A 26444-nucleotide genomic window follows, 5' to 3' on the forward strand; every position below is an offset into this window, starting at 1 on the left:
CTTCCTCTGCCGCATGCTCGCAGCCCTGCGAGAAGCGGAAATCCACTCCCCTCTTCTCTTTTTTACACTTGACGTCAGGTGACCTGGCTTTGCCATGACACCTTGCCTGCATAGTTTCTGCTTCCCACAAGGAGGCTGCTATGCGTTTTGTTTCAACTCTGTCCGTATCCAACCGGACTCACCCCCTGCTGAGCAGACTGGGCCGCGGCTTGCTGCCGCTCTGGCTGCGCGGCAAACCGCGCCAGCACCACTACCGGCTGCAGATCCGTTGCGAGGATCGGGCCGACATGGAGCAGGTGCTGGATCTGGTGAACCACACCCTGCAACCGGCGGGCCTGCAACCCCTGCAGTCCCTGCGACCCGGTCGCAGCGGCGGGCGGGAGCTGGTGCTCAACCTGCACTGCACCCCGCCCCAGCGTCGCTATCTGGTGCAGTTCGTGCATCAGGTGGGGGTACATCACCCGGTGCGCTGGGAGCTGCATCCCCGCCGCGACCCCGAACTCGTGCTCAATTGATCGTGCACGACTGATATCCGGGGCCAGCCATGCTGGCCCCTTTCAATCCGTTTCACCGCCCTGCCCGCCATCCTGGATGGACGGGCCGGGCGCCTCGTGCGTGTTTCTCGTCAACTCATGGCCTGCTCGCACGGGGCCGTTGGCGGGGGGACCATACCCTCGCCCGCCTTCAGAAAGGCCATCTGCAACAGAAGGAGTACGCCATGAGAATGTGGCAGCAATTCGACATGATCTCTCTGCTCGACACCCTGGCCAGCCTGCTGCTGGCCTTCGTGCTGGGCAGCCTGGTGGGACTGGAGCGCCAGTACCGCCAGCGCACCGCGGGCCTGCGCACCAACGTGCTGGTGGCGGTGGGCGCGGCCCTGTTCGTCAACCTGGCCCAGCGCATCTATGACCTGCACGGCGGCACCTATGGGGTGGTGCACGTGGTGGCCTACATCGTCTCCGGTATCGGCTTTCTCGGCGCCGGCGTCATCATGCGCGAGTCCGGCAACATCCGCGGCATCAACACCGCGGCCACCCTGTGGGGCGTGGCGGCGGTCGGCGCCGCCAGCGGGGCCGGGCTGGCCATGGAGGCGATCCTCGGCGCCCTGTTCGTGCTGGCCGCCAACACCCTGCTGCGCCCGCTGGTCAACCAGATCAACCGCCGTCCGGTGGACAACACAGATACCGAGGTGACCTACCGGGTGACAGCCCTCACCCAGCGCGAGTACCAGAAGGAGGTACTGCACTGGCTGGAAGAGATGCTGGAGCAGGCCAACTACCCGTTGAGCGAGCTCGACATCGAGCCCTTCGGCGAGCGGGATCTGGAAATTTCCGCGGTGCTGCTGGCTACCTCCATCGATGGCGACGAGCTCGACGCCCTGATGGTGAAGCTCGGCATCCACCCCCACATCAAGCAGGTGTTCTGGCGCGCCAGTACCACCGACTGACACCAGACTCCGCCATTGAAAATGCAAAAGCCCCGCCATTGCCGGCGGGGCTTTTGCTTTTTCAGGATGCGAGGAACTCAGGCGACCCGGGCAGCCCGCTGACTGCGCCGGCGAATACGCGGATTGATCACCTGAGCGGTCTGGGACGGCGGGTTGCCCGCAATAAGCTTTTGCATCAGCTCGAAGGTCGCCCGGGCCAGGGCCGGGCAATCCTGAGCCACCGAGTCGATGTGCATGGGTATGCAGTCGAGCAGGTCGTGATCATCGAAAGTGCACAGCCGCATGCCCGTCTCCATCAGCCCCGCCTCGTTGAGGTAGCGCAGCACCCCCTCCAGCAGGGTAAAGGAGGCGGTGAAGAGCCCCTTGGGCGGCGCACCTAGCTCGGCCACCAGCTCGGCCATCAACTGATAGCCCGAGCTTGGCTGGTAGTCGCGGTGGCGCACCCGGGTCGAGTCAGCCTCCAGACCGGCGCGGTGCAGCCCAAGCTCGTAGCCCGCCAGCCGGTGACGGCTGGGGGAGAGATCCAGCAGGCCGCCGAAGTAGTAGATCTCCTCGCCGCACTGACCGGCCATCTCCTGCACCAGCTCGGCGGTGGCCTTGCAGGCATCGGAGATCACCATGGGCAGACGCGACTCGCCGATGTGGCGGTCGAGCTGCACCACCGGCAGACGGTCGTGAATGCGGGCATAGATATCGTCGCTGTGGCCGCTGGAGGCGACGATGAGGCCATCCACCTGGCGGCTGATGAGGTTGTCCACCACCCGCTGCTCCAAGGTGGGATCATCCTCGGAGCAGGCGATGAGCAGCTGGATCCCGGCCTCCCGGCAGTGGGCCTCGAGGGCGCGGGCGATGCTGGCAAAACCGAAGTTGGTGAGATCGGGGATCACCAGCCCCCAGGTGTAGCTGCGGGTCTCGCGCAGGGCACGGGCATGAAAGCTCGGCTGGTAGTGGCACTCGTCCGCCACCGCCTGGATCCGCTTGCGGGTGTCATCGGCGATGCGGTACTCCGCACTCTTGCCGTTGAGCACCAGACTGGCGGTCGCCTTGGACACCCCCGCCAACTCGGCTATCTGGGCAATCGTGATCCGTTTCTTCTTCTCCACCTGGCCTCCCGGCAAACTGACACCGGGCTATTGTACTAGGCAGGCCGCCAGCGGCCAGTGATCGAGGCAAATTTTGCCGCCCGCGACCTGTTTGCCCGGCGCAAGCTGCGGCCCCGGTCCCGGGAAGTAGCGCGCCGACAGGGTATGGCGGCCGCCATCGACGAAACACTCGAGGCTGGATCGATCGCACAAGACGGTGATGCCGCCGCCCTGCCAGGGGCAGCATCGCTCCTCCCACGCTCCGCTCTGCCAGTTCAGGCGGCGCAGCACCAGGCGCCCCGGCTGCCAGCATAGCTCGGCCACGGCGCCAAACCAGAGGCTTCCCTCGCCGCACAGCGCCAGATCGAGCCAGGCCGAGTCGATGGCCAGGGCAGGCAGCTCGCCCGGCGCTCCCTCGAAGCGGGTCGGAGCCCCCTTGAGGGCCGCGATCTCCGCCACCGGCCGCTGGCAGAGCCAGTCGCCTTGCCAGAACAGCTCCCGCGGGCAGCTCATCTGGTGCAACCAGCCATAGGGGATGGTGGGCTGACTCATCTCGTTCTCTTCGGGCAGTCCCAACCAGCCGAACAGCAAGCGCCGCCCCTGGCTATCCAGAGTGGTCTGGGGGGCATAGAGCTCGAAGCCCCGGTCCAGCTCGTGGAAATCCCCGTGCACGAAGTGCGTGCCATCGAAACTGCCCGCCAGCCAGCCGCACTGGTAGAGGTTGCGATAATCCTCTCCCCGGGGGGCAATCCCCTGCGGGCAGCTAATCAGCACATGGCGCTCACCAAGCGCAAACAGATCCGGGCACTCCCACATATAACCAAACTCACCGAGCCCCCCGCGCCCGCTACCGGCGATGGGGCCCACCCGCTGCCAGCTTTGCAGGGTCTCGCCGCGATAGAGCAGCACTTCACCCTTGTCATCCTGGGTGCGAGCACCCAGCACCATCAGCCACTGCTGGCCGTCGTGCCACACCTTGGGGTCGCGCACATGGCCGCTGTAGCCTTCAGGCAATTCCAGTACGGGGCCCAGCTTGGCAAAACCGCCCTCACCATCGGCGCGGGCCAGACACTGATAGGCGGTGCGGCTGCCGTCCGGGTATTTGACGTTGCCGGTATAGATGAGGGTCAGGCACCCCTGCTCGTCGCTCACCGCCGAGCCCGAATAGCAGCCGTGGCTCTCATACTCCTCGGTGGGCAGCAGCGCCACTGGCTCGTGCTGCCAGTGCAACAGATCGGTGGAGGTGACGTGCCCCCAGCCCTTGTTGCGGTGCTCGCAACCGAGCGGGTTCCACTGGTAGAAGAGGTGGTAGCACCCGCCGTGCTCGATGAAGCCGTTGGGGTCGTTGAGCAGCCCCACCGGGGCCGCCAGGTGCCAGCGGGGCCGATGGGGATCGGCTGCCGCCTTGAGCTGTCCGGCCAGCAGCGACCGGACAATCTGGTTGAGCAGTGCAACGTCCTTCATCACTCCACCTTGTACTTGAGCAGGTAGGAGGCGACGAAGGCGGCGCCAAAGGCGATCACCAACCCGACGATGTAGTGGATGAGGCTCATGGGCTGGACGATGGCCATGCCGGGAATGCCGGTCAGCCCCACCGCCGTCATGCCGACCTTGGCCGCCACCACGTAGGCGCCGCCGCAGGCCCCGCCGAACAGACCGGCCAGGAAGGGCTTGATGTAGCGCAGGTTGACACCGAAGATGGCCGCTTCGGTGATGCCGAGCAGGCAGGACATGGCCGCCGGCACCGTGATGGCCTTGATCTTGACGTCCCGGGTCTTGAAGTAGACCGCCAGACAAGCCCCGCCCTGCGCCACGTTGGCCATGGCCCAGATGGGCAGCAGGAAGTTGACGCCGATCTGCGGATTGGCCAGCAGCCCCGCCTCGATGGCGTGGAAGCTGTGGTGGATGCCGGTAATGACGATCAGTGAATAGGTGCCGCCGAACACCAGCCCCGCCAGCCAGCCCGCCTGCTCATAGAGGGCGCTCAGACCGAACGAGATCCCATCCCCCAACACCCGCCCGGCCGGGCCGATAAAGAGCAGCGCCACGAAGCCGGTGATGATGACGGTGAGAAACGGCGTGAGGATCAGATCCAGCGCGTCCGGAATGCGCCTTCGCAGCTGTTTCTCCAGGTGGGACATGAACCAGACCGCCAGCAGCACCGGGAAGACGGTGCCCTGATAGCCGATCATGGCCACGTCCAGCCCGAAGAAGTCCATGGTCTTGAAGCCACCGGCCACCCCCCAGGCGTTGGTCAGCGCCGGGTGGGTGAGAATGCCGCCGAGGGTCGCCCCGAGGTACGGATTGCCGCCAAACTCCCGCGCCGCCGTAAAGCCGATCAGGATCGGCAAAATGATGAAGGCCGCCGAGCTGAACATGTCGAGCATGACGAACAGGGCGCTGTCGGCGTTGACCCAGCCGTAGGTGCGCACCATGCCGAGCAGCCCCATCAGCAGGCCGGAAGCGACGATGGCCGGAATGATCGGCACGAAGATATTGGAGAGGGTCCGCGCCAGCCGCTGGGCCACGTTGAGCTTGGCCGTCGCCATGTCGGTCAGCTCCGCCTTGCTGGCGGTGCCGGTCCCGGTCAGCGCCACGAACTCCGCATAGACCTTGTTGACCAGGCCGGTGCCGAAGATCACCTGGATCTGGCCCGCGTTGCTGAAGCACCCCTTGACCCCCTCCAGCTTGTCGATGGCGGCCTTGTTCACCTTGCTGTCATCGGCCAGCACCAGCCGCAGCCGGGTGGCGCAGTGGGCGGCGCTGACGATGTTCTCCCTGCCCCCGAGCAGGGGCACCAGATCCTTGGCTATCGCACTGATATTCATATTCTTCCTCTTATGACCCGCCGCGCTGGCGGGCCCTTGTCACATGAGAGTAGGGGCTGTCGAGCCGGGCTTCTAGCCGCGGATCAACAGCCGCTTGCGCCTGATCGCAAAAATTCATCCAGTTCGGTGCGGGTCGGCAGCGCCGTCATCGCCCCCTTGGCGGTGGTGGCAAGCGCCCCGCAGCCGTGAGCCTGGGCCAGGATGGCGGGCAGCTCGGCCAGCGTCGGCAGCGACGAACGCCCGGCCAGGGCCGCCAGCAGACCAGCGACGAAGGCGTCCCCCGCCCCCGTGGTATCGAGCGGGGTCACTTTCGGCCCTACCCACTCCAGCAGCTCGCCACCCAGACGGGCCACCACACCGGCCGCCCCCCGGGTCACCAGCACCAGCGCCGGCCCCGCCATGGTGGCGAGCCCCGCCGCCAGATCATCCAGACCACTCAGCAGTTGCAGCTCCTCCACCGACAGCTTGACCACATCTGCCTGCGCGATGGCTTCGCGCACCAGCGGCAGCATCTCGGCGGGGTTGCCCCACACCTCGGGCCTCAGGTTGGGGTCAAAACAGACCCGTCCCCTGGCCGCCTTGATGGCCGCCATGGCCTGCAGGCAGCTGCCGCGCACCGGTTCGTTGGCCAGCGCAATGGAGCAGGTGAGCAGCCACTGACCGGCGTCGAAGCGGGGCAACTCATTCGGGGTGAGGAACTGGTCGGCACTGGGGCGCACCATGAAGGTAAAGCTGCGCTCCCCCTCGTCATCCAGTGCCACCAACACGGTAGAGGTGCGATGGTCTGGATCGAGCCGCAGCGCAGCGATATCCACCCCCTCCCCGCTCAGGGTCTTGGCCAGGAAGCGGCCGAACGGATCGCAACCGACCCGGCCGATAAAGGCCGCCTCACCGCCAAGCCGCGCCACGCCGACCGCCACATTGGCCGGCGCGCCACCCGGACACTGGAGGTAGTGCCGCTCCCCTTCCGGGATCAAGTCCACCACCGCATCCCCCATTACCCACACACGATTCGTCACCTTGCTACTCCACTGCTGCATCGGATCGACTGCCAAACCCGGACTCTGTTCTGTTGGCTGGCATTATCAGCTAAACCGTTTTAGCCAACCAACAGATCCCGGCACCAGCGGCCATTTTTGTGATCGGGATAACGAACTAGAACCAGGTTTCCATCTGCACGCCAAAGTTCCATTCACCGCCGGCGGTGAAGTTGCTCTGGCCCATGGCATCGTTGCTGGCGTAGTGGTCGAGCTCGGAAGACCAGTCCATCCAGGTGGCGAACACCCGCAACTCGGGCCGCTCGAAGAAACCGGCGGTCTGCGCCTTGAAGGTGGGGGCGAAGGTGAGCTTGGTGAAGTCACCGCTCACCGCCTGGCGACTCTTGTAACCCTTGGGATCCAGATCCATGTACTGCCAGGTCGCCTCGTAGACCAGCTCGACGTTCTGGCTCAGCACCTGGGCCAGCCGGCCATTGAGGGTCACCCAGCGGTATTCGTCTCCCTTCACGTAACGATCCTTGCTCTGCTCGGCCAGCAGGGCCGGGGCGATACGCCAACGCGGGGCGAGATCGGTGGCGCCAAACACGGCGACCCGCACCGCATCGGCGTCCGGCAGCAGCTCGCTGTCGGAGCCCAGCCCCTTGAGCTCGGCACCCAGGCCATGACCATACAGCACCGCCGCCTTGGAGAAGCCGGGGTTGATGCCAAAGAAGCTGTCGGCGTGGTAGGCCAGCAGGGTGTGCGCCCCCTTGTTCGCCGCTTCGCTGCCCGCGCCGCCATCGTTGATGCGGGTCTCGTTGTCCTTGGCGGAGAGGCCGTTCACCATCCACTGCCAGTTGCCAACGCGGTTGTTCATGGTGAGGATGTAGCTCTCGATGTCGGAGAGAGCGCTGGCGCTGATGTCGCCGTAGTCGCGCCCATAGAGAGAGAAGTTGGCCTTCCAGCTGTCGGCCAGCTGCACATCGTAGACACCGCCGCCGGTACCGGCCAGGAACACCACGTCCGAGTCGAGCCAGTGGATGTCGAAGTTGTCGCGGTCAAAGCGCTTGCCCGCCCACAGCACCGCATTATTGAAGGGGCCGTCGAAGCTCGCCAGATTGCCGATCTCGGCAAACACCTGACGGGTGTTGAGGCTCGAATCGCTGGCGGTCCAGTCGTTGCTGGTCTCCACCCCGTCCGCCAGCATCAGCTTGTAGCGGGCCCAGCTGCCATCGGCGAAGGTCTGGGTCTTCAGCAGATTGGCCTCCATGTAGGTGTCATCTTCGTTGCCAAGGCGACCCACGGCGCCGCCCACCGAGCCGGCCGGGGTGATGTAGGGGCCGCCGCGGCCCCCGTTGCCATTGCCATTGCCATTGCCGTTGACCAAGAGGCCCGAGCGGGCATAGCCGTGGAACTCGAAGCCCTGGGCCCCGGCGGTCTGCTTGTCCACCTTCTCGCTCTGGGCCTTGGCCACCACGGCCGTTTCGCGCGCTTCGTTTGCCTTGCTCTGGGCCTCGTCGGCCCGCGCTTCGGCAGCGGTGGCGCGCGCCTCGGCTGCCTGCACCCGCGCCTCCAGCGCCGCCAGACGGGCCTCGATACCGCCATCCGCCGCCCACAGCGGGCTGCTCATCCCCAATCCCAGCGCTACCGCCAGCGCCAACTTGTTCTTGCACATCATCATCGTCCTCACCTGTCATCTGTTGCCCGGTCGGGCCTGTTGTTATCGATGACGAGAGCATAGCTAAACCAATTTAGCTAACTCAATACGTCAGCTAAACCGTTTCAGCTGCAGTGTGAGCGGGATAACATTCGTACAGCAGGAATTGGCGGAAGTTGTGAGGAAGATCCCTCATAGGGATCCACTCAATAAGCGGGGATCTTGCTAAAACAGGGGCAAAAAAAGAGCCGGCACAGGGCCGGCTCTTTTTATCTGGGTCGCGAAAATCAGCTGGTCAGATCGTCGAAGAAGCGTTTCACCCCTTCGAAGAAACCTTCCGATTTCGGCTTGTGGGTCTTGGCGGCGGCGCCGCTGAAGGACTCGTCCAGCTGGCGCAGCAGCTCTTTCTGGGACTCGGTCAGCTTGACCGGGGTCTCCACCACCACCTTGCACATCAGATCCCCCACCTGGCCGGAGCGCACTGACTTCACGCCCTTGCCCCGCATGCGGAACATCTTGCCGGTCTGGGTTTCCGGGGTGACCTTGAGCTTGACCCGGCCATCCAGGGTCGGCACTTCGATCTCGCCCCCCAGGGCTGCCGCAGTAAAGCTGATGGGCACTTCGCAGTAGAGGTTGTTGCCGTCACGCACGAAGATCTCGTGCTCCTTGACGTGCACCTGTACGTACAGATCGCCCGCCGGTGCACCGGCTTCCCCCGCTTCCCCTTCACCGGAGAGACGGATGCGATCGCCAGTGTCGACGCCAGCCGGGATCTTGACCGACAGGGTCTTGGTCTTCTGGTAGCGACCCTCGCCATGACACTTGCGGCACGGATCCTTGATGATCTTGCCGCGACCGTGGCAGTGCGGGCACGCCTGCTGCACCGCGAAGAAGCCCTGACGCATCTGCACCTGGCCGGAGCCGTGGCAGGTCGGGCAGGTCTGGGCCGAGCTGCCGGTGTGGGCACCGGAGCCGTTACAGACTTCACAGTGGACCAGGGTCGGCACCTTGATCTCCTTGGAGACCCCGCGTACCGCCTCTTCCAGCGTCAGCTCCATGGTGTAGCGCAGGTCGGAGCCACGGGCCGGGCCACGACGGCCGCCGCCACGGCTGCCACCAAAAATATCGCCAAACACGTCGCCGAAGATGTCGCCGAAATCGGCGCCGCCACCAAAGCCGCCGTGGCCACCGCCACCCTGGCTCTGATCCACGCCGGCGTGGCCGTACTGGTCATAGCGGGCACGCAGATTGGCATCGGTCAGGATCTCGTAGGCTTCCTTGACCTCTTTGAACTTCTCTTCGGCCCCGGCATCGCCCTGGTTGCGGTCAGGGTGATACTTCATGGCCAGACGCTTGTACGCCTTCTTGATCTCGCGTTCGTCGGCATCCTTGGATACCCCGAGCACTTCGTAGAAATCGCGCTTCGACATACTCATCCTGTTGCTATATCAGCAGTTACGCAGACGGGCGTTGGTTACCCAACGCCCGTAAATTCATTGACTAAGCCGATGGGCGAAGCCTGCTTCGCCCATCTGGGTCGGGCTTACTTCTTGTCGTCTTTCACTTCTTCGAACTCGGCGTCGACCACGTCGTCGTCAGCCTTGGCGGAAGAAGAGGACTGACCGGCATCAGCACCGGCGGCACCTTGCGCCTGAGCCTGCTGCTGGGCAATTTCCATCAGCTTCTGGGACGCTTCCAGCAGAGCCTGCTGTTTGGCTTCGATGGCAGCCTTGTCGTCACCCTTGATGGCGCTTTCCAGCTCGCTCAGCGCAGCTTCGATCTTGGTCTTGTCGTCGGCAGGCAGGGCTTCACCGGCTTCGGTGATCTGCTTGCGGACGGAGTGGACCAGACCATCAGCCTGGTTGCGGGTCTGCACCAGCTCTTCGAACTTCTTGTCCTCGGCCGCGTTGGCTTCGGCTTCGCGTACCATGCGTTCGATCTCGTCATCAGACAGACCAGAGGAGGCCTGGATGGTGATCTTCTGCTCCTTGTTGGTCTCCTTGTCTTTGGCGGAGACGTGCAGGATGCCGTTGGCGTCGATGTCGAAGGTCACTTCGATCTGCGGCAGACCACGCGGTGCCGGACGGATGCCTTCCAGGTTGAACTGGCCCAGAGACTTGTTGTCGCTGGCGCGCTTGCGCTCACCCTGCAGCACGTGAATGGTCACGGCAGACTGGTTGTCTTCGGCAGTGGAGAACACCTGGGACTTCTTGGTCGGGATGGTGGTGTTCTTCTCGATCAACGCAGTCATCACGCTGCCCATGGTTTCGATACCCAGCGACAGCGGGGTCACGTCCAGCAGCAGTACGTCGGTCTTGTCACCGGACAGTACGGCACCCTGGATGGCAGCACCCATGGCCACGGCTTCGTCCGGGTTGACGTCTTTGCGCGGCTCTTTGCCGAAGAAGTCGGCAACAGCCTTCTGCACCATCGGCATACGGGTCTGACCGCCTACCAGGATGACGTCGTCGATCTCGCCAACGGCCAGACCAGAGTCTTTCAGGGCGACACGGACCGGCTCCAGGGAGTCTTTCACCATGTCTTCCACCAGGGATTCCAGCTTGGCGCGGGTCACCTTGATGTTCATGTGCTTCGGACCGGTGGCATCTGCAGTGATGTACGGCAGGTTCACGTCGGTCTGCTGGGCGGAAGAGAGCTCGATCTTGGCTTTTTCGGCCGCGTCTTTCAGACGTTGCAGGGCCAGCTGATCTTTGCGCAGGTCGATGCCCTGCTCGCGCTTGAACTCTTCAACCAGATAGTTGATGACGCGGTTGTCGAAGTCTTCACCACCCAGGTGGGTGTTACCGTTGGTCGCCAGTACTTCGAAGGTGGTCTCGCCTTCCACTTCGTCGATCTCGATGATGGAGATGTCGAAGGTACCGCCACCCAGGTCATACACGGCAACCTTGCGCTCGCCCTTGACCTTGTTCACGCCGTAGGCGAAAGCCGCGGCAGTCGGTTCGTTGATGATGCGTTTTACATCCAGACCGGCGATGCGACCGGCATCCTTGGTAGCCTGACGCTGGGCATCGTTGAAGTAGGCCGGCACTGTGATGACCGCTTCGGTCACCGGCTCGCCCAGATAATCTTCGGCGGTCTTCTTCATTTTCTTCAGCACTTCGGCAGAGATCTGCGGCGGTGCCATTTTCTTGCCTTTGACTTCTACCCAGGCGTCACCGTTGTCGGCCTTGGCGATGGCGTACGGCATGATCTCCAGATCGCGCTGTACTTCGTCATCTTCGAAACGACGGCCGATCAGACGCTTGATAGCGAACAGCGTGTTCTTCGGGTTGGTGATGGCTTGGCGCTTGGCCGGCTGACCAACCAGGATTTCGCCGTCATCGGCATAGGCAATGATGGACGGAGTAGTACGGTCGCCTTCCGCGTTCTCGATCACGCGAGCATGGTCGCCATCCAGAATAGCGACGCAGGAGTTGGTAGTACCCAGGTCAATACCGATGATTTTACCCATTTGACGAATCTCCAAATACTTTGAATAAACTGGCGAGGGGCTCGCCTTAATGCGTTAACGGCTAGGTGGGGGCTGCCAATCTGGCTTTCAAGCTCCCGGCATCAAATTTTTTGTGCCGCCGTGGCCTTGCATCCTATATGGGGTCGCAAGCCGCCGCTTCAAGCCCCGCCCTGAAAAAACCTGCCTTCATTCATTGCCATTGGCAGGATGAAGACCGGCTATCTGTGCACCCGGCGACCACAGGGCCAGGGCACTTGCCAATAAAAAGCCCGCCGAGCGGCGGGCTCAGCACAGCGATGGGGCTCAGGCCGGGGCCTTGGAAACCATCACCATGGCCGGACGAATGACGCGGCCGTTGAGCTCGTAACCCTTCTGCATCACCGCAATGACGGTGTTGGGGGCAAGCTCGGCATTCTCGATCATGCTCATCGCCTGATGGGCATTGGGATCGAACGGCTGATTGAGCGGATCCAGCGGATTGAGGCCAAACTTGCCGACCGAGCTCTGCATGGACTTCAGGGTCAGCTCGACCCCTTCGATCATCGGCTTGAGCGCCTCGTTTTCCTTGTCGGCCAGCTCGATGGCACGCTCCAGGTTGTCCAGTACCGGCAGCAGCTCGGCGGCAAATTTCTCCAGCGCGAACTTGTGGGCCTTCTCCACGTCCTGGGCCGCACGGCGACGCAGGTTTTCCATCTCGGCGACGGCACGAATGGCACGCTCGCGCTCCTCGAGGGAGGCTTGCTGGGCGGCATCCAGTTGTGCCTCAAGCTCGGCAATGCGGGCCTGCTCGGCTGTCACTTCACTGTCTACATCGGTCGGCTCGACTGGCTGGACTTCCACTTGCTCCATCGCTTCAACCTTTTGTTCTTCGTGGTTCATGACATCTCCAATTCCGGGGTTACTTATTGAGGGCCCGACCACCCGGTTGAGCGACCGGGCGGCAATGGGCCGACTATGTTGGCGCTATTATGGGGATGGATCCCCGGCTTTCAAGGGGAAAAGGGCGCCATTATCGCCAAGAGCGTGCGGTGGCGGGCAATTTGGGGCTTTTTCCCCGCATCCGCTGCGGCCAGACCAGCCGGTGGCAGACAAATCCCCCCCAAAGCGCGGTATACTCCCCCCAATACTCATCCCAGACCCGACAGACTATGGATTCTCCGTTCAAAACCATCGCCCTGATTGGCAAACCCCACCACGAAGGGGCCAACCAGACCCTGACCGGCCTGCATCAATACCTGGCCACCCGCGGTTTTCGAGTACTGGTGGAGAGCCGGGTGGCCCATGCCCTCGGCATCATGGACGAGAACGTGATGGACCTGGTGCAGCTGGGCCAGCAGGCGGATCTCGCCATCGTGGTCGGCGGTGACGGCAACATGCTGGGGGCCGCGCGGGTGCTGTCGCGCTTCGACGTGGCGGTGATCGGGGTGAACCGGGGCAATCTCGGTTTTCTGACCGATCTCTCGCCGCAGGATTACCTGCTGCCGCTGGAGCAGGTGCTGTGCGGCCACTACAAGAGCGAGCACCGCTTCCTGCTGGAGGCGGCGGTCTATCGCCATGGCGAGCGCAAGTCCAACAATCTGGCGGTCAACGAAGCGGTGCTGCACCCGGGCAAGATTGCCCACATGATCGAGTTCGAGGTCTACATCGATGGCAGCTTCATGTACAGCCAGCGCTCGGACGGCATCATAGTGGCCACCCCCACCGGCTCCACCGCCTACTCATTGTCGGCGGGGGGCGCCATCCTCACCCCCAAGCTCAACGCCATCACGCTGGTGCCCATGTTCCCGCACACCCTGAGCAGCCGCCCCATCGTGCTGGACGCCGACAGCGAAGTGCGGCTGCTGGTCTCACCGGACAATCAGGACGACGCCATGCAGGTGAGCTGCGACGGTCAGGTGACCCTGGCGGTCCACCCGGGGGACGAGATCCTCATCAAGAAGAGCAGCCACAAGCTGCATCTGGTGCATCCGCTCGATTACAGCTACTTCCACGTGCTGCGCAACAAGCTCGGCTGGGGCAGCAAGCTGTTCTGACCCACGCCTGACGTTCCTGCGCATCCTGTTGCGGGTCGACTCTTTACTGTATGGAAAACCAGTATATACTGGATGCATACACAGTAATGTTGGCCCATACAGGATGAGACCATGCTGACCCAGCTGACCGTCAACAACTTCGCCATCGTCAAGTTTCTCGAACTCGATCTGCAACCGGGCATGACCTGCATCACGGGTGAGACCGGGGCCGGTAAATCCATCGCCATCGACGCCCTGGGCCTGTGCCTGGGGGAACGGGCCGAGGCCGGCATGGTACGACCCGATAGCGACAAGAGCGAGGTCAGCGCCCGCTTCCTGCTGGACGGCAACCCGGCCGCCCGCGCCTGGCTCGCCACCAACGAGCTGGAAAACGAAGGGGAGTGTATCGTGCGGCGGGTCATCTCCGCCGAGGGACGCTCGCGCAGCTACATCAACGGCGTGCCCGTCCCCCTCACCCAGCTCAAGAACCTGGGCCAGCTGCTGGTCAACGTCCATGGTCAGCATGCCCACCAGATGTTGCTCAAACCCGACTATCAGCTCGCCCTGCTCGATGGCTACGCCGGCCACCATCTGCTGCTCGATGAGGTACGTCGCCACTACCAGCAGTGGCGCCAGCTGCAGAACGAACTCAACCGGCTCAAGGCCGAGCAGCAGCAGCGGGAGGCCCGTCGCCAGCTCATCGAATATCAGGTGCAGGAGCTGGACGAGTTCGCCCTGCAGCCGGGGGAGTTTGAAGAGATTGAAGAGGAGCACCAGCGCCTGGCCAACGGCACCGAGCTGATGCAGGAGTGCGGCGCCTGTCTCGACCTGCTCTATGACAACGAGGAGACCACCATCGCCGGCCTGCTGCAGACCGTCGTCGACCGGGCCGAGAGCCTGGTCGCCATGGATAGCCGGCTTGGCGACGTGCTCGGCATGCTCAACGAAGCGCTGATCGGGGTGCAGGAGAGCCACAGCGAGCTGCGCAATTATCTGGACCGGCTGGAGCTGGATCCCGAGCGTTTCAACGAGCTGGAAGCCCGCCTCTCCAAGGCCATCAACCTGGCCCGCAAGCACCATGTCAAACCGGCCGAGCTGGCCCTGCACCACCAGGAGCTGGCCGCCGATCTGGCGCGCCTCAACTCCGACGAGGAGCGGCTGGAGGGGATGGAAGACGAATTGGCCGAGGCCCGCCTGGCCTTCGTGCAGGCCGCCGAGGCCCTGAGCCAGAGTCGCCAGCGCTACGCCGAGGAGCTTGGCGCCAAGGTGAGTGCCAGCATGCACGAACTGGCGATGCCGGATGGCCGCTTTGCCATCGAGGTGCGACCCGATGCCCAGAGCAGCCTCTCGCCCCTTGGCATCGATCGGGTGGAGTTCATGGTCACCACCAACCCGGGCCAGCCCATCCAGCCGCTCGGCAAGGTGGCCTCCGGCGGTGAACTGTCGCGCATCAGCCTGGCCATCGTGGTCATCAGCGCCCGCAAGGTCTCCACCCCCACCCTGATCTTCGACGAAGTGGACGTGGGCATCAGCGGCCCGACTGCCGCCGTGGTGGGGCGCCTGCTGCGCCAGCTGGGTGAATCCACCCAGGTGATGGTGGTCACCCACCTGCCACAGGTGGCGGGCAAGGGCCATCAGCACATGGTGGTCAGCAAGCACACCGACGGCAAGACCACGGAAACCCAGATGCAGGCGCTGGATCAAGGGGCCCGTCTCAACGAGCTGGCCCGCCTGCTGGGGGGAGACCAGATCACCGACAATACCCTGGCCAACGCCCGCGAACTGCTGGCCTGCTGAGATACAGGTCAGCCATCTGCACGCGGGGCCCACGGTGAGCATCGGGTACCTCGCGTCACCTCGCCTGCTGGTGACGGCGGTTTGTGGCTTAGCGGCTGGAGCATCATCACCATGCCGCCGTTGCCGCATTCTGGAGAGATCACCCCCTGACGGTTTGCCTGGTCACGGCCTGCTTGACCGGATCGAAGTCTCATAGCCTCTCACTCATACCGAGCCACGGCCTTATCTCTTTGCTTGTCCGCCTTAGCCTCCTCAACTCCTGCCGCGTGGACCTTGCGGCGATGGGCGAGCCCGCCAGCGTTTGCCACGCGGCTATCTCCTTCCGCTTGTCTCCCTGTCCGAGTTTGCCTCCCTGCTCTAATCTGCCGCCCTGGTCTGCCTCCCTGTCCTGCCCCAAGATGATTCAGCAACAGGGGTGGGCACCCCTTTGACCACAGGATTTCGCCCGCCGCAGAGCGGCCTGCGCCGGTTGCCATCAGCGGGGACGGCGCATAGAGTGAAACCAGAGCGGGGGCCAGCCCCCTGTTTTCCCATTTGCCCCGCATACCTGATCTTGCCTCAGGTACGTCATCAACCGCAGGAATGGCACCATGCTCCATGTGTTCGGTCACAAGAATCCCGACAGCGACAGTATCTGTACCGCTCTGGTTGCCGCCGACTGGCTCAATCGTCAAGGTCGGGCGGCCCAGGCCTACGCCCTCGGCGAGCCCATTGCGGAAACCCGCTTCATTCTGGAAACCGCCGGCGTTGCAGCCCCGCCTCTGCTGCAGGGCAGCGTGGCCAACAAGGAGGTGTTCCTGGTGGATTTCAGCGAGCTGGAGCAGGGCCCAGAAGGGCTGGCCGAGGCGGACGTGCAGGGCCTCATCGATCACCATCGCATCGGTACCCTCATCACCCGGGGCCCGCTCGATGCCTGGATCCGGGCCGTCGGGTGCAGCGCCACCGTGCTGCTGGAGCTGATGGGCTATGACACCCTCTCCCGCGCCCAGGCTCGCCTGCTGCTGGGGGCCATCATCAGCGATACCTTCAGCCTCACCTCGCCCACCACCACGGCCCGCGACCGCGCCGCCGTCCATGCCCTGTTGCCGCTGGCCGATCTGGCGCTGGAGCCTTTTGCCCAGACCCTGCTGGAACGGCGCACTCAGCTCGGTGACGCCCCCATGACCGAGCTGCTTGCCGCCGATGAGAAGGCTTACCAGATCGCCGGCTACCAGCTCTATGTCAGCCAGATCTGCGTGATGGATCCCGCCCAGCTGCACAGTCGCCAGGCCGAGCTGGAACAAGCCATGCAAGCGCGGCTGATGCAGGACGAGCTGGATGCCTATGTGTTGATGCTGACCGACCTGGCCAAGGGGGGCAGCCAGCTCTACTTCGCCAGCAACGGCATTCTGCCCGAGCAGCCAACGCATCTGGTTGGTGCCGTCAGCCGCAAGAAGGAGGGGCTACCCTGGCTGACCCGCTATCTCTCCGGCGAGCAGATCTGACCCCAGGCGGCGGGCCGACCTCTGCCGGTTCGCCGCCCACTCCTCTTTTCAGCCCCCTCACCCCCCGCCTCACCGGCCCATTCACGGCGCTTCCCGGCCAGATAACTCATGCTTTGCTCACACTTTTAACGCCTCGTATCCCATTTTCCCGCCAAAACCCGGTTTTCCTTCATTTTCCATTCAACTCGGTCTGTTATGATGATGTAAACGAACATGGCCTGGCGATGCATCACCGACACGAGGTGACGCCTGCCGTACAGAGAGCCAGGTTCGTGCTATGCGACACATAGCGGGCACACAGTGGTATGGGACAGGCCGTTTGTCCTGGGTGACCCGCGCCATGCCAAGGGAGAACTGCTTATGACCTCAACCAATATTGTGCTGTTGCTGGAAGGCAAGGATTACGAGCAGGAGACGCTGGCCAAAGCGAGTCAATTGGCACAAGCCATGGGGGGCGAGCTGACCCTGTTGCACCTGACCCACAGCAGCAAGATGCGCCGCAAGAGCCTGTCGCTGTCGGAAGAGGAGCGCAGCGCCCAGGGCACGCTGGATGCCAAGGCCATCATCAGCGAACTCATCACCACCCTGCAGCACCCGGTGGATTACCAGTGTCTGGTGGTCGATGACGTGGTGCCCGACCTGAAACGCTGGCTGGCCGCCAACCCGACCGATCTGCTGCTGGTCGGCAGCCGCCACCACTGGATGGAAGGCTCCCTGGCCCGCCTGCTCATCTACAAGCTGCCGATCGACATCCAGATCTGCCACGAGCCCTACAGCGAGCAGCTCAAAGCCGTCGGTTGATGACCGGGGTGCCCACCCGCGAGGTGGGCACCCTGTTGCCACCTCCCTTTCGGGGTCCTTTTTACCCCGCCATCCCCTGCTTGCCCTCCTCATTGCCCCGGCCTAATGACAAGGCTATCTACATGTTTCCTTACATATTCATCGCTGTTTTTTAAGCCTCGTTTGCTGCAGGATATTGCCCTTGCACGCCTTCGTTCGCTTCTTTCAGGTGAAACATGAACATAACTCCCCAGCAGAGAAAAATTGCCCTGCTCGCCCTCGTCCCCCTGCTCGCCATCGGCTGGCTGATCTGGCCGAGCAAGACGCCCGAGCCGGTGCTGACCGCCCAGGTGACCCGTCAGGACGTAGAGCAGACCGTGCTGGCCAGCGGGGTACTGCAGGCCATCGAGCAGGTGGATGTCGGTGCCCAGGTCTCCGGTCAGGTCACCTATCTCGCGGTGGAGGCTGGCCAGAAGGTCAAGCAGGGGGATTTGCTGGCCGAGATCGACCCGCTGATCGCCCAGAACAACCTCAAGACCGCCGAGGCGGATCTCGCCAGTCGCCGCGCCCAGCTCAAGATCAAGCAGGCCCAGCTCAAGCAGAACGAGCTGAGCTGGCGCCGTCAGCAGCAGATGTTCAGGCAGGAGGCGAGCTCGCGCGCCGATCTGGAGAGCGCCGAAGCCCTCCTGGCCGTGACCAAAGCCGAGCTGCAAAGCGCCCAGGCCGAGGTCGAGAATGCCCAGATCAAGGTGGAGCGAACCAAGACCGAGCTCGGCTACAACCGCATTCAGGCCCCCATGGATGGCACCGTCGTCAGCATTGTGACCCGTCAGGGCCAGACCCTGGCCGCCAGCCAGACGGTGCCGACCCTGCTCAAGCTCGCCAACCTGGAGACCATGACGGTCAAGGCGCAGATCTCGGAAGCGGACGTCACCCGCGTCAAGGCCGGCATGCCGGTCTACTTCACCCTAATGGGAGACCCGGATACCCGCTACCACGGCACCCTGCGCACCGTCGAGCTGGCCCCCACCAACATCAACGAGCAGGCCACCAGCACCACGGCCACCAGCAACGCCGCAGTCTACTACTACGCCCTGTTCGACGTGCCAAACCCCGATCACACCCTGCGGGTCGCCATGACCACCCAGGTCACCATAGTGCTCGGTGAGCGCAAGCAGGTGCTGACCATTCCGCAGACAGCCCTTGGCAAGAAGCTCGGTGAAAACGAGTACGAGGTCACCCTGCTCAAGGAGGACGATCAGAAGGAGACCCGCCGCATCAAGACCGGCATGAAGGACGACATCAAGATCGAAGTGGTCAGCGGCCTGAGCGAACAGGAGAAGGTCACCCTGGGCCAGGGCAAGCCGGCCAGCAACAATGACGTGGAGATCATGCTGTGAGCGAGCCGCTGATCCAACTCAAGGGGATCGAGCGCCGCTACCAGAGCGGGGAGCAGGAAGTGACCGTGCTCCATCCGCTCGACCTCACCATCGAGGCGGGAGAGATGATCGCCATCGTCGGTGCCTCCGGCTCCGGCAAGTCGACCCTGATGAACCTGCTGGGCTGCCTCGATCGGCCGAGCAGCGGCCAGTACCTGTTCCGTGGCCAGGATACCGCGACCCTGGATGCCCTCTCCCTCGCCCGGCTGCGCTGCCACCACTTCGGCTTCATCTTTCAGCGCTACCACCTGCTGCCGCACCTCAATGCCGCCGCCAACGTGGAGATCCCGGCCGTCTACGCCGGTACGCCGCGGGCCGAGCGCCAGGCCCGCTCCCAGGCGCTGCTCACGCGGCTGGGGCTCTGCGATCGCAGCCATCACACCCCGAGCCAGCTCTCCGGCGGCCAGCAGCAGCGGGTCAGTATCGCCCGGGCGCTGGCCAACGGCGGCGAGGTGATCCTGGCGGACGAGCCGACCGGGGCCCTCGACAGCCAGAGCGGCAAGGAGGTGATGGCCATTCTCAAGGAGCTCCACGCCCAGGGTCACACCATCATACTGGTGACCCACGACATGGAGGTGGCCAGCCACGCCGACCGGATCATCACCCTGAAAGATGGCCGGGTGCAGGAGGACTGCGGCCGCAAGCCGGCGGCGGTCCCCGTGACTCCGACCGCCGCCCCTGCCGGCAAGGAAGGGGCTGGCCACGACTGGGATCGCTACCGGGAAGCGGCGCGCATGGCGCTGCACGCCATGCTGGCCCACCGCATGCGCACCTTCCTCACCATGCTTGGCATCATCATCGGCATCGCCGCCGTGGTGAGCGTGGTGGCGCTCGGTCAGGGGGCGCGCGCCAAGGTGATCGATCAGATCAACGCCATGGGCACCAACACCATCGACATCTTCCCCGGCAAGGATTGGGGGGACGAGAAGGCGGCCAGCATCCAGACCCTCAACAAGCGGGATCTCGATGCCCTGCTCGGTCAGCCCTATCTGGAAGGGGCCAGTCCCCAGATAGCCGCTCCCGGCCAGCTGCGTTATCGCAACAAGACCAGCAGCGGCAGCATAGTGGGGGTCGGCAACGACTTCTTCCGGGTCAAGGGGATGAAGCTCACCAACGGCCGGTTGTTCGACGAGCGCGACATCCAGAACCGGGCGGCGGTGGCGGTGGTGGACGGCAAGACCATCGAGAGCCTGCTCGGCAAGCAGGATCCCGTCGGCCAGGTGGTACTGGTCGGCACCCTGCCGGTGCGCATCATCGGCGTGGTGGAAGAGGAGACCGGGTTTGGCCGCAGCAGCCAGTCGGTGAACGTCTGGCTGCCCTACAGCGCCGTGATGAGCCGCCTCATCTCCCAGAACCACTTCAGCCAGCTCACCATCCGGGTCAAGGACGGGGTGCAGCCGGCGCTGGCCGAACAGGCCGCCATAGAGCTGCTGACCCAGCGCCACGGGGTGAAGGACTTTTTCACCTTCAGCAGCGACAGCATCATCAAGTCGGTGGAGAAGACCACCGCCACCATGACGCTGCTGGTCTCCGCCATCGCGGTGATCTCCCTCATCGTCGGCGGCGTCGGGGTGATGAACATCATGCTGGTGTCGGTGGTGGAGCGTACCCGCGAGATTGGCATTCGCATCGCAGTCGGTGCCCGCCAGTCCGACATACTGCAGCAGTTTCTGATCGAGGCGGTGATGGTGAGCCTGCTGGGCGGCATGCTCGGGGTCGGCGTCTCCCTCTTCATCGGCCTGCTCTTCTCCCTGTTCGTGGAGAGCATCCAGATGCACTTCTCGCTCTTTTCCATCCTGATGGCGTTTGGCTGTTCCTCGCTCGTCGGGATCCTGTTTGGCTATCTGCCCGCCCGCAATGCCGCCCGGCTCGACCCGGTCGAGGCGCTGGCGAGGGAATGACGATGTACCACTTATCCAAACTGGGGCTCTGCCTCACCCTGGCGTTCGGTCTCGGCGCCTGCAGCCAGCAGAGCAGCTATCAGCGGCAGGATCTGGCGCTGGCCGACCACTGGCAACAGCCGGACGACGGCCTCACTCGGCAGCAGGCCGGCCCCTGGTGGCAAGGCTTCCACGACCCCGAGCTGGATCGTCTGATCGAGGCCGTGCTGGCCGCCAACCCGGACATGCAGGTAGCCGGTCTGCGCCTGCGCAGTGCCCTGCTCGGCGCCGACCTGGCCGACACCAACCTGACCCCCTCGGTCAATGCCGGCATCAGCGGCAATGGCACCAAGGATCTGAACAGCGGCAAGGCCAGTGGCAGCATGGGCCCCTCCCTGACCCTCGGCTACGAGGTGGATCTGTGGGGCCGGCTCACCTCGATACGGGATCAGGCGAGCTGGGAGGCCGAGGCCTCCGCCCAGGATCTGGCGGCCACCCGCCTGATGCTGATCGGCAAGGCGCTGGAGCAGTACTGGCAGCTAGCCTATCTCGGCTCGGCCATCACCCTCGGCCAGCAGCAGCTCGCCAACTATGAGCGCGCCGAGCAGCTGACCCAGGCCAAGTACCGGGCCGGCGCCGTGACCCGGCTCGACCTGGTGCAGGCCAGCCAGCAGAAAGCCGGCAAGCAGGCGGAGCTCAGCTCGCTCCTGATGCAGCAGGAGCAGGCCCGCAATGCCCTGCGGCTGTTGCTCGGCCGCAGCAGCGGCCCGCTGACGTTCGAACCCAAGGCGCTGCCGACGGCTCCCATCCCCACGCTGGCGGTCGGCATTCCGGCCGATGTGCTGGCGCGGCGCCCCGACGTGCGCGCCGCCGAGCTGCGCCTGCGCAAGACCCTGGCGAAAGGGGACGAGATCCGCACCGGTTTCTACCCCACCCTGAGCCTGACCGGCGGGGCCAGCAGCAGCTCGGACACCCTGACCCAGGTGCTGCAAAACCCGGTGGGTACCCTGGGCGCCACGCTGGCGCTGCCCTTCCTCGAATACAACAAGACCCGGCTCGCCATCGCGGGCTCCAGGCTCGATTACCAGATAGCCGAAGCGGAGTTTCGCAAGCAGCTCTACAGCGCGCTGGTGGAGGTGGAAGATGGTCTGGCCGCCCGCCATCACGGCGAGCAGCGCCTGAGCTACCTGGCCGAACAACTGGACTTTGCCAAGGAGGCGGAGCGGCTGGCCAGAGCCCGCTACCAGGCTGGCGCCACCGGGGTACAACCCTGGCTGGATGAGCAGAACCGGTTGTGGGATGCCGAGCTCGCCCTGCTCGGCCAGCAGAAGGAACAGCTCAACACCATGGCCAGGATCTACAAGGCACTGGGGGGGAGTGACCGCAGCTGACCAGCCTTGCCTCATGCCCTCGCACCGCGCGAGGGCATGAGGCCTCTCCCTTATTTCTCCCCTTGTGTGCCTTTCCCCCTCGGCCTGGGTCTGACAGCTGACACACAAAGCAATTGATAATAATTTTCATTTAATGAAAAATGGGCGCCATTATCAGTCAGGAGTATGCCCATGTCCCAGTCCGCCCCGGTCAATCGTCCCCGTCTGCTCACGGTCAAGCACATTCAGGATGTGAGCCCGCACCTGCGCCGGATCTGCCTGACCAGCCCGGAGCTCGCTGACTACCCCTTCACCTGTGGCGGCGCCCATATCAAGATCATGCTGCCCCAGCCGGGCCAGGCCCATGCCGTATTGCCCACCCCCACCCCGCAGGGGCCACGCTGGGAAGATCCGAGCCAGCGCCCCATCATGCGCACCTTCACCATTCGCGCATTTCGCCGCGAGGCGCTGGAGCTGGATATCGACTTCGCCCTGCACGGCGATGGCGGCCCCGCCAGCCGCTTTGCCAACGAGGTCAAGCCAGGCGACCTGCTGGCGATCTCGGGCCCAGGTGGTCCGGACCCCATGTTGCAGCCTGCCAGCCACTACTACATGGTGGGGGATCTCACCGCCCTGCCCGCCATCAGCGCCATGGCCGAGGTAATGCCCGCCGATGCTCACGGCCACATCGCCCTGCTGGTGCCCTATCAGGAAGATGTGCAGGATCTGTCGCTGCCCGCCGGGGTAACCCTGCGCTGGTTTGTCGGCTCCCCCGAAGAGACGGCGCCGCTGGTGGAGTACTTCACCGCCCTGCCGCTGGAAGAGCAACAGAGCTACTTCTGGTTCGGCGGGGAAGAGGGATTGGTGGTCCCCATGCGCCGCCACGTACGGCGCACGCTCGAGGTGGATCGCACCCGGGTCTACGCCGTGCCCTACTGGCGCCATGGCAAGGATGAAGAGGCCTACCACCATGCGCGTCACGACGTGATGGACAGCTGAATCAGCTGATTTCCCCCTGAAATATCAAGCTCATGGTCTGCCGGCCATGGGCTTGATTGCCATTGGTGCAATGCCACCCGCCTGTTCTCCCCCCCATTCTGGTATGCCACTCGGTTGTGCTTGCATTTGTGGCCGACAACAAGATAATGATAATCACTCTCAACAATAACAGGTGATGACGCCCCATTGCAGCTCCCTCGCCCGGGTCCCGGTGTGGAGTGCACGTCATTCACTCCATTTGCACAGCAAGGTAATCCAGATGGCAGTCTTGAACTCGGTAATGCGCGCCTTCGCGGTGGAGGCTCTTCCCACTCCTACCGACCTGTTGGCACTTCACCCCTGTCCCGCCGACCTGGCAACCCGGATCGATCAGCACCGTCAGCAGGTTCGCCAGATCCTGAGCGGGGAAGACGATCGCCTGCTGGTGGTCATCGGTCCCTGCTCCATTCACGATCCCCTCGCCGCCCTCGATTACGCCCGGCGGCTGGCAGTGCTGGCCCACGACTATCGGGATCGGCTGCAGATTGTGATGCGCACCTATTTCGAGAAGCCCCGCACCACGGTGGGCTGGAAGGGGCTGGTGTTCGATCCTCATCTGGACGGCAGCAACGACATAGGCCATGGCCTGCAACTGGCACGCCAGCTGCTGCTCGACATCAACCAGCTGGGGCTGGCCACCGCCACCGAGTTTCTCGACACCACCAGCTTCCTCTACCTGGCCGATCTCATCAGCTGGGGAGCGATCGGCGCCCGTACCACGGAGTCACAGGTGCACCGGCAGCTGGCTTCGGCCCTGCCCTGCCCCATCGGCTTCAAGAACGGTACCGATGGCAACATACGGGTGGCCATCGATGCCATTCAAGCCAGCGAAGCCTCCCACCTGTTTACCACCCCCGGCAGCCAGGGCGGCATGGTGGTGATCAAGAGTGAGGGCAACCCGGCCGGCCACATCATCTTGCGTGGCGGCACCCGCCCCAATTATCACCAGAGCGACGTGGAAGAGGCGGCCGAGCGACTGGCACGGCAGGGGCTCACGCCCCGACTGATGGTGGATTGCAGCCACGGCAACAGCCAGAAGCTGCACAAGAACCAGATCCGGGTGGCAGGAGAGCTCTGCCGCCAGCTGGGGGAAGGCAGCGATGCCATCGCCGCCGTCATGGTCGAGAGCTTCCTGCAGGGAGGCAGCCAGAAACCGGCGCCGCTGGCCGAGCTGGTGTATGGCCAGTCGGTCACCGATGCCTGCCTGTGCTGGGACGATACCCAGACCCTGCTCGCTATGCTGGCAGAGGCCGTCGAGACACGGCGCCAACACCCTGCTCGGGCACAACCGGACACCGCCCGCTGGCATGCCCAGCTGGCAAGTTGAACGACCATAAGCAATAAGGCTCCCACAACGGGAGCCTTATTATTTTGCCGATATTCCTGCCCTGTCGACTGCTCGAGCCTACCGATTAAATGACCAGCTCACTCTTTTTCCATGCAAAGTACGCTGACATTCGGATCCGGCTGGCATTAATAATATATTGGCTCAGGTATTACCCACTGCAGGCCACAGACAAGCAGTCTCCCCCGGTCAGGGTGGATAATCACGCGGTAAAATCCGGCGGGTTGCGGAACAAAAAAGAGGCACCCCTTGCGGCTGACTTAATGCTTTTTCCATTGCAGCATCGCCAGCCAGCTAATACCTGACGGGCTATATGAGTCCAGATATGGCTGGCATTCCGATGATCGCGTGACAGCAAAAACGCGTACAGGGAGCCATTGGTACGACCATATCCAATTAATCGTTCCATCATGGGGCGACCAATTGACGTGCAGAGCACCGGTCTGAATGCGACACAAGAAGGTCGTATCAGGGGAGTTGGGGAATTGACAGAAGATATTTTTGGTGAGCACAAATAATAATGCCGCCTCATGGGCGGCATCATTCATGACTGATCCCATGGATCAGATCAGGAAATCATTCAGATCCTTGCCCAGTGCCACTTGTTCGGCAATGGCTTTCGGCATGCGGCCCTGACCGGTCCAGGTTTTCTCCTGGCCATCTTCCTGGTACTTGTACTTGGCAGGACGCGGGGCGCGCTTGCTCTTGATCGCACCAGCAGCGGCAGCCGGGGCGGCGGCGCTGTTCAGCAGCTCACGGGGATCGATACCGGCCTGCTGCAGCATTTCAGTGAACTCGCTCAGCTTGCGCTGACGCTCTTCCTGTTCGGCACGCTCTTGTTCAACAGACTCGGCACGCTCGTTATATACCAGCTCGAACTTTTCTTTTGCTTCTTGCAGCTGTTCAAACGGCAATTCACGGATGGCAGCGCGCAGGCTGCGAATGTTCAGCAGAACTTTCAGAAACTCGTTCATTACTTCCTCACAGAATTATTTTTGTTTGTCACAGGGATAACACAGCTTGAGAATAGCACGGCTGTTTGATGACAACATAATGATTTTATAGCCGCTGTCACTTTCTTAACAAAAAAGAGTGGCTGAATATACCGCTGACTTTATTCAGCCATTCCCCATTACGTCACACCAGCTCATCTTTTGCCATGCAATTCCCCATACCGGGTATGGCAAATAGCGCAGATGTGCCCCGTTATATTTTCCATCACAGTTGCGACCGCTATTTTTACAATTGGCCACGGTTGTTAAAACCTGACTCACCCACATGAGACTCAAGGTAGACGATTGACACTATATATTACCGGCAGCATCCGCTCGTTACTGCCGGCAATGCAGCTCTGCAACCATGATCTGATCAGTCGCAGGGCGCTGGCGCCCTATTCCAGAATCAACCGCCGCCAGGGGCCGGTGATCTCGCAGTGGCCGGTTTCTGCCGTATTCTGCCACCCCAATCGATGATAAAAGGCCAGCGCCGCCGTGTTGTGGGTCGCCACCTTAAGCGAGGCCGGTTTCTGAAATGGCGCCAGCCCACGACTCAGCAGCGCTCGCCCCATCCCCTGCCCATGCCAGTCGGCCGAGACATACAGGTGGTGAACGAAGCTTTCATCTCCCCAGATGGAGACAAACCCGCAAGGCGCTCCCCCCTGCTCGGCTACCCAGATCTGCTCGCCCCGGGTCTGCTCGTCAAAATCTTCCAGCCGAAAATGCGCGGGATCGACCCAGTGAAACGTCTGCCGCCGCCCTTTGAGAAACAGCTGCGCCAGCTGGGGAATATCCGTCTCTTGCATGACTCTGATCATCAAAGCGTCCTTGTCATTGTGAC

General features: G+C 63.3%; 22 protein-coding genes. 11 read left to right on the plus strand and 11 right to left on the minus strand.

The window, feature by feature from the left end:
- Positions 1 to 140 precede the first annotated feature (140 nt).
- Positions 141 to 515: a hypothetical protein gene (locus R2E40_RS15715; protein WP_029304080.1), complete on the plus strand. Its 375-nt coding sequence runs from the start codon at positions 141 to 143 to the stop codon at positions 513 to 515.
- Positions 516 to 718: 203 nt separating this feature from the next.
- A complete protein-coding gene (locus tag R2E40_RS15720) occupies positions 719 to 1447 on the plus strand; it encodes an MgtC/SapB family protein (RefSeq protein WP_024945078.1) in 729 nt (242 codons plus the stop codon).
- A 77-nt stretch (positions 1448 to 1524) separates the two neighbouring features.
- Here R2E40_RS15720 and R2E40_RS15725 read toward each other — a convergent pair whose 3' ends face one another.
- From R2E40_RS15725 to grpE, 8 genes are all read right to left on the minus strand, one after another.
- Entirely contained in the window at positions 1525 to 2550 is a 1026-nt protein-coding gene (locus tag R2E40_RS15725) for a substrate-binding domain-containing protein (protein ID WP_318163850.1), read from the minus strand.
- A 27-nt stretch (positions 2551 to 2577) separates the two neighbouring features.
- Positions 2578 to 3993, minus strand: a complete 1416-nt coding sequence (locus R2E40_RS15730; protein ID WP_318163851.1) for a sucrose-6-phosphate hydrolase — start codon at positions 3991 to 3993, stop codon at positions 2578 to 2580.
- Positions 3993 to 5357, minus strand: coding sequence for a sucrose-specific PTS transporter subunit IIBC (locus tag R2E40_RS15735; RefSeq protein ID WP_146061607.1), 1365 nt, complete (start codon positions 5355 to 5357; stop codon positions 3993 to 3995). Before R2E40_RS15735 ends, R2E40_RS15730 begins: the two co-directional genes overlap by 1 nt.
- Before the next feature lie 83 nt (positions 5358 to 5440).
- Positions 5441 to 6397, minus strand: a complete 957-nt coding sequence (locus tag R2E40_RS15740) for an aminoimidazole riboside kinase (protein WP_318165569.1) — start codon at positions 6395 to 6397, stop codon at positions 5441 to 5443.
- Positions 6398 to 6512: 115 nt separating this feature from the next.
- Positions 6513 to 8015 carry a carbohydrate porin gene (locus tag R2E40_RS15745; protein ID WP_318163852.1) on the minus strand — a complete coding sequence of 501 codons (1503 nt, stop codon included), beginning with the start codon at positions 8013 to 8015 and terminating at the stop codon, positions 6513 to 6515.
- A gap of 263 nt (positions 8016 to 8278) precedes the next feature.
- Entirely contained in the window at positions 8279 to 9421 is a 1143-nt protein-coding gene (gene dnaJ / locus R2E40_RS15750) for a molecular chaperone DnaJ (RefSeq protein ID WP_011706780.1), read from the minus strand.
- A gap of 113 nt (positions 9422 to 9534) precedes the next feature.
- Complete coding sequence (dnaK, locus tag R2E40_RS15755; protein ID WP_011706781.1) at positions 9535 to 11463, minus strand: molecular chaperone DnaK; 1929 nt, start codon at positions 11461 to 11463, stop codon at positions 9535 to 9537.
- 303 nt (positions 11464 to 11766) lie between these two features.
- Positions 11767 to 12342 carry a nucleotide exchange factor GrpE gene (gene grpE / locus R2E40_RS15760; RefSeq protein ID WP_318163853.1) on the minus strand — a complete coding sequence of 192 codons (576 nt, stop codon included), beginning with the start codon at positions 12340 to 12342 and terminating at the stop codon, positions 11767 to 11769.
- A gap of 269 nt (positions 12343 to 12611) precedes the next feature.
- Here grpE and nadK point away from each other — a divergent pair, with 269 nt between their 5' ends.
- The 9 genes from nadK to R2E40_RS15805 all read left to right on the plus strand — a co-directional run bounded on the left by nadK (position 12612) and on the right by R2E40_RS15805 (position 24590).
- Positions 12612 to 13496, plus strand: a complete 885-nt coding sequence (nadK, locus tag R2E40_RS15765) for an NAD(+) kinase (protein ID WP_207138043.1) — start codon at positions 12612 to 12614, stop codon at positions 13494 to 13496.
- A gap of 111 nt (positions 13497 to 13607) precedes the next feature.
- Positions 13608 to 15272 (plus strand): DNA repair protein RecN, encoded by a 1665-nt coding sequence (gene recN, locus R2E40_RS15770; protein ID WP_011706784.1) that lies wholly within the window; start codon positions 13608 to 13610, stop codon positions 15270 to 15272.
- A 590-nt stretch (positions 15273 to 15862) separates the two neighbouring features.
- Positions 15863 to 16756 carry a DHHA2 domain-containing protein gene (locus R2E40_RS15775; RefSeq protein WP_168756077.1) on the plus strand — a complete coding sequence of 298 codons (894 nt, stop codon included), beginning with the start codon at positions 15863 to 15865 and terminating at the stop codon, positions 16754 to 16756.
- Between the two features lie 360 nt (positions 16757 to 17116).
- Positions 17117 to 17557 (plus strand): universal stress protein, encoded by a 441-nt coding sequence (locus R2E40_RS15780; protein WP_011706786.1) that lies wholly within the window; start codon positions 17117 to 17119, stop codon positions 17555 to 17557.
- A gap of 215 nt (positions 17558 to 17772) precedes the next feature.
- The gene (gene macA / locus R2E40_RS15785) at positions 17773 to 18936 is read left to right on the plus strand and encodes a macrolide transporter subunit MacA (RefSeq protein ID WP_016351470.1); all 1164 of its coding nucleotides are present in this window, start codon (positions 17773 to 17775) and stop codon (positions 18934 to 18936) included.
- Positions 18933 to 20876: a MacB family efflux pump subunit gene (locus R2E40_RS15790; protein ID WP_318163854.1), complete on the plus strand. Its 1944-nt coding sequence runs from the start codon at positions 18933 to 18935 to the stop codon at positions 20874 to 20876. Before macA ends, R2E40_RS15790 begins: the two co-directional genes overlap by 4 nt.
- Positions 20873 to 22246 carry an efflux transporter outer membrane subunit gene (locus R2E40_RS15795; RefSeq protein WP_318163855.1) on the plus strand — a complete coding sequence of 458 codons (1374 nt, stop codon included), beginning with the start codon at positions 20873 to 20875 and terminating at the stop codon, positions 22244 to 22246. Before R2E40_RS15790 ends, R2E40_RS15795 begins: the two co-directional genes overlap by 4 nt.
- 171 nt (positions 22247 to 22417) lie before the next feature.
- Complete coding sequence (locus tag R2E40_RS15800; RefSeq protein WP_318163856.1) at positions 22418 to 23224, plus strand: siderophore-interacting protein; 807 nt, start codon at positions 22418 to 22420, stop codon at positions 23222 to 23224.
- 259 nt (positions 23225 to 23483) lie between these two features.
- Complete coding sequence (locus tag R2E40_RS15805; protein ID WP_318163857.1) at positions 23484 to 24590, plus strand: 3-deoxy-7-phosphoheptulonate synthase; 1107 nt, start codon at positions 23484 to 23486, stop codon at positions 24588 to 24590.
- A gap of 278 nt (positions 24591 to 24868) precedes the next feature.
- Here R2E40_RS15805 and R2E40_RS15810 read toward each other — a convergent pair whose 3' ends face one another.
- The 3 genes from R2E40_RS15810 to R2E40_RS15820 form a co-directional block, all read right to left on the minus strand.
- Positions 24869 to 25156, minus strand: a complete 288-nt coding sequence (locus tag R2E40_RS15810; RefSeq protein ID WP_318163858.1) for a hypothetical protein — start codon at positions 25154 to 25156, stop codon at positions 24869 to 24871.
- 15 nt (positions 25157 to 25171) lie between these two features.
- Positions 25172 to 25582 (minus strand): H-NS family nucleoid-associated regulatory protein, encoded by a 411-nt coding sequence (locus tag R2E40_RS15815; RefSeq protein WP_318163859.1) that lies wholly within the window; start codon positions 25580 to 25582, stop codon positions 25172 to 25174.
- A gap of 416 nt (positions 25583 to 25998) precedes the next feature.
- Positions 25999 to 26421 carry a GNAT family N-acetyltransferase gene (locus R2E40_RS15820; RefSeq protein WP_253626302.1) on the minus strand — a complete coding sequence of 141 codons (423 nt, stop codon included), beginning with the start codon at positions 26419 to 26421 and terminating at the stop codon, positions 25999 to 26001.
- Between the last annotated feature and the right edge of the window lie 23 nt (positions 26422 to 26444).

The sequence above is a fragment of the Aeromonas sp. CD genome (assembly GCF_033349375.1).
GTDB lineage: Bacteria > Pseudomonadota > Gammaproteobacteria > Enterobacterales > Aeromonadaceae > Aeromonas > Aeromonas hydrophila.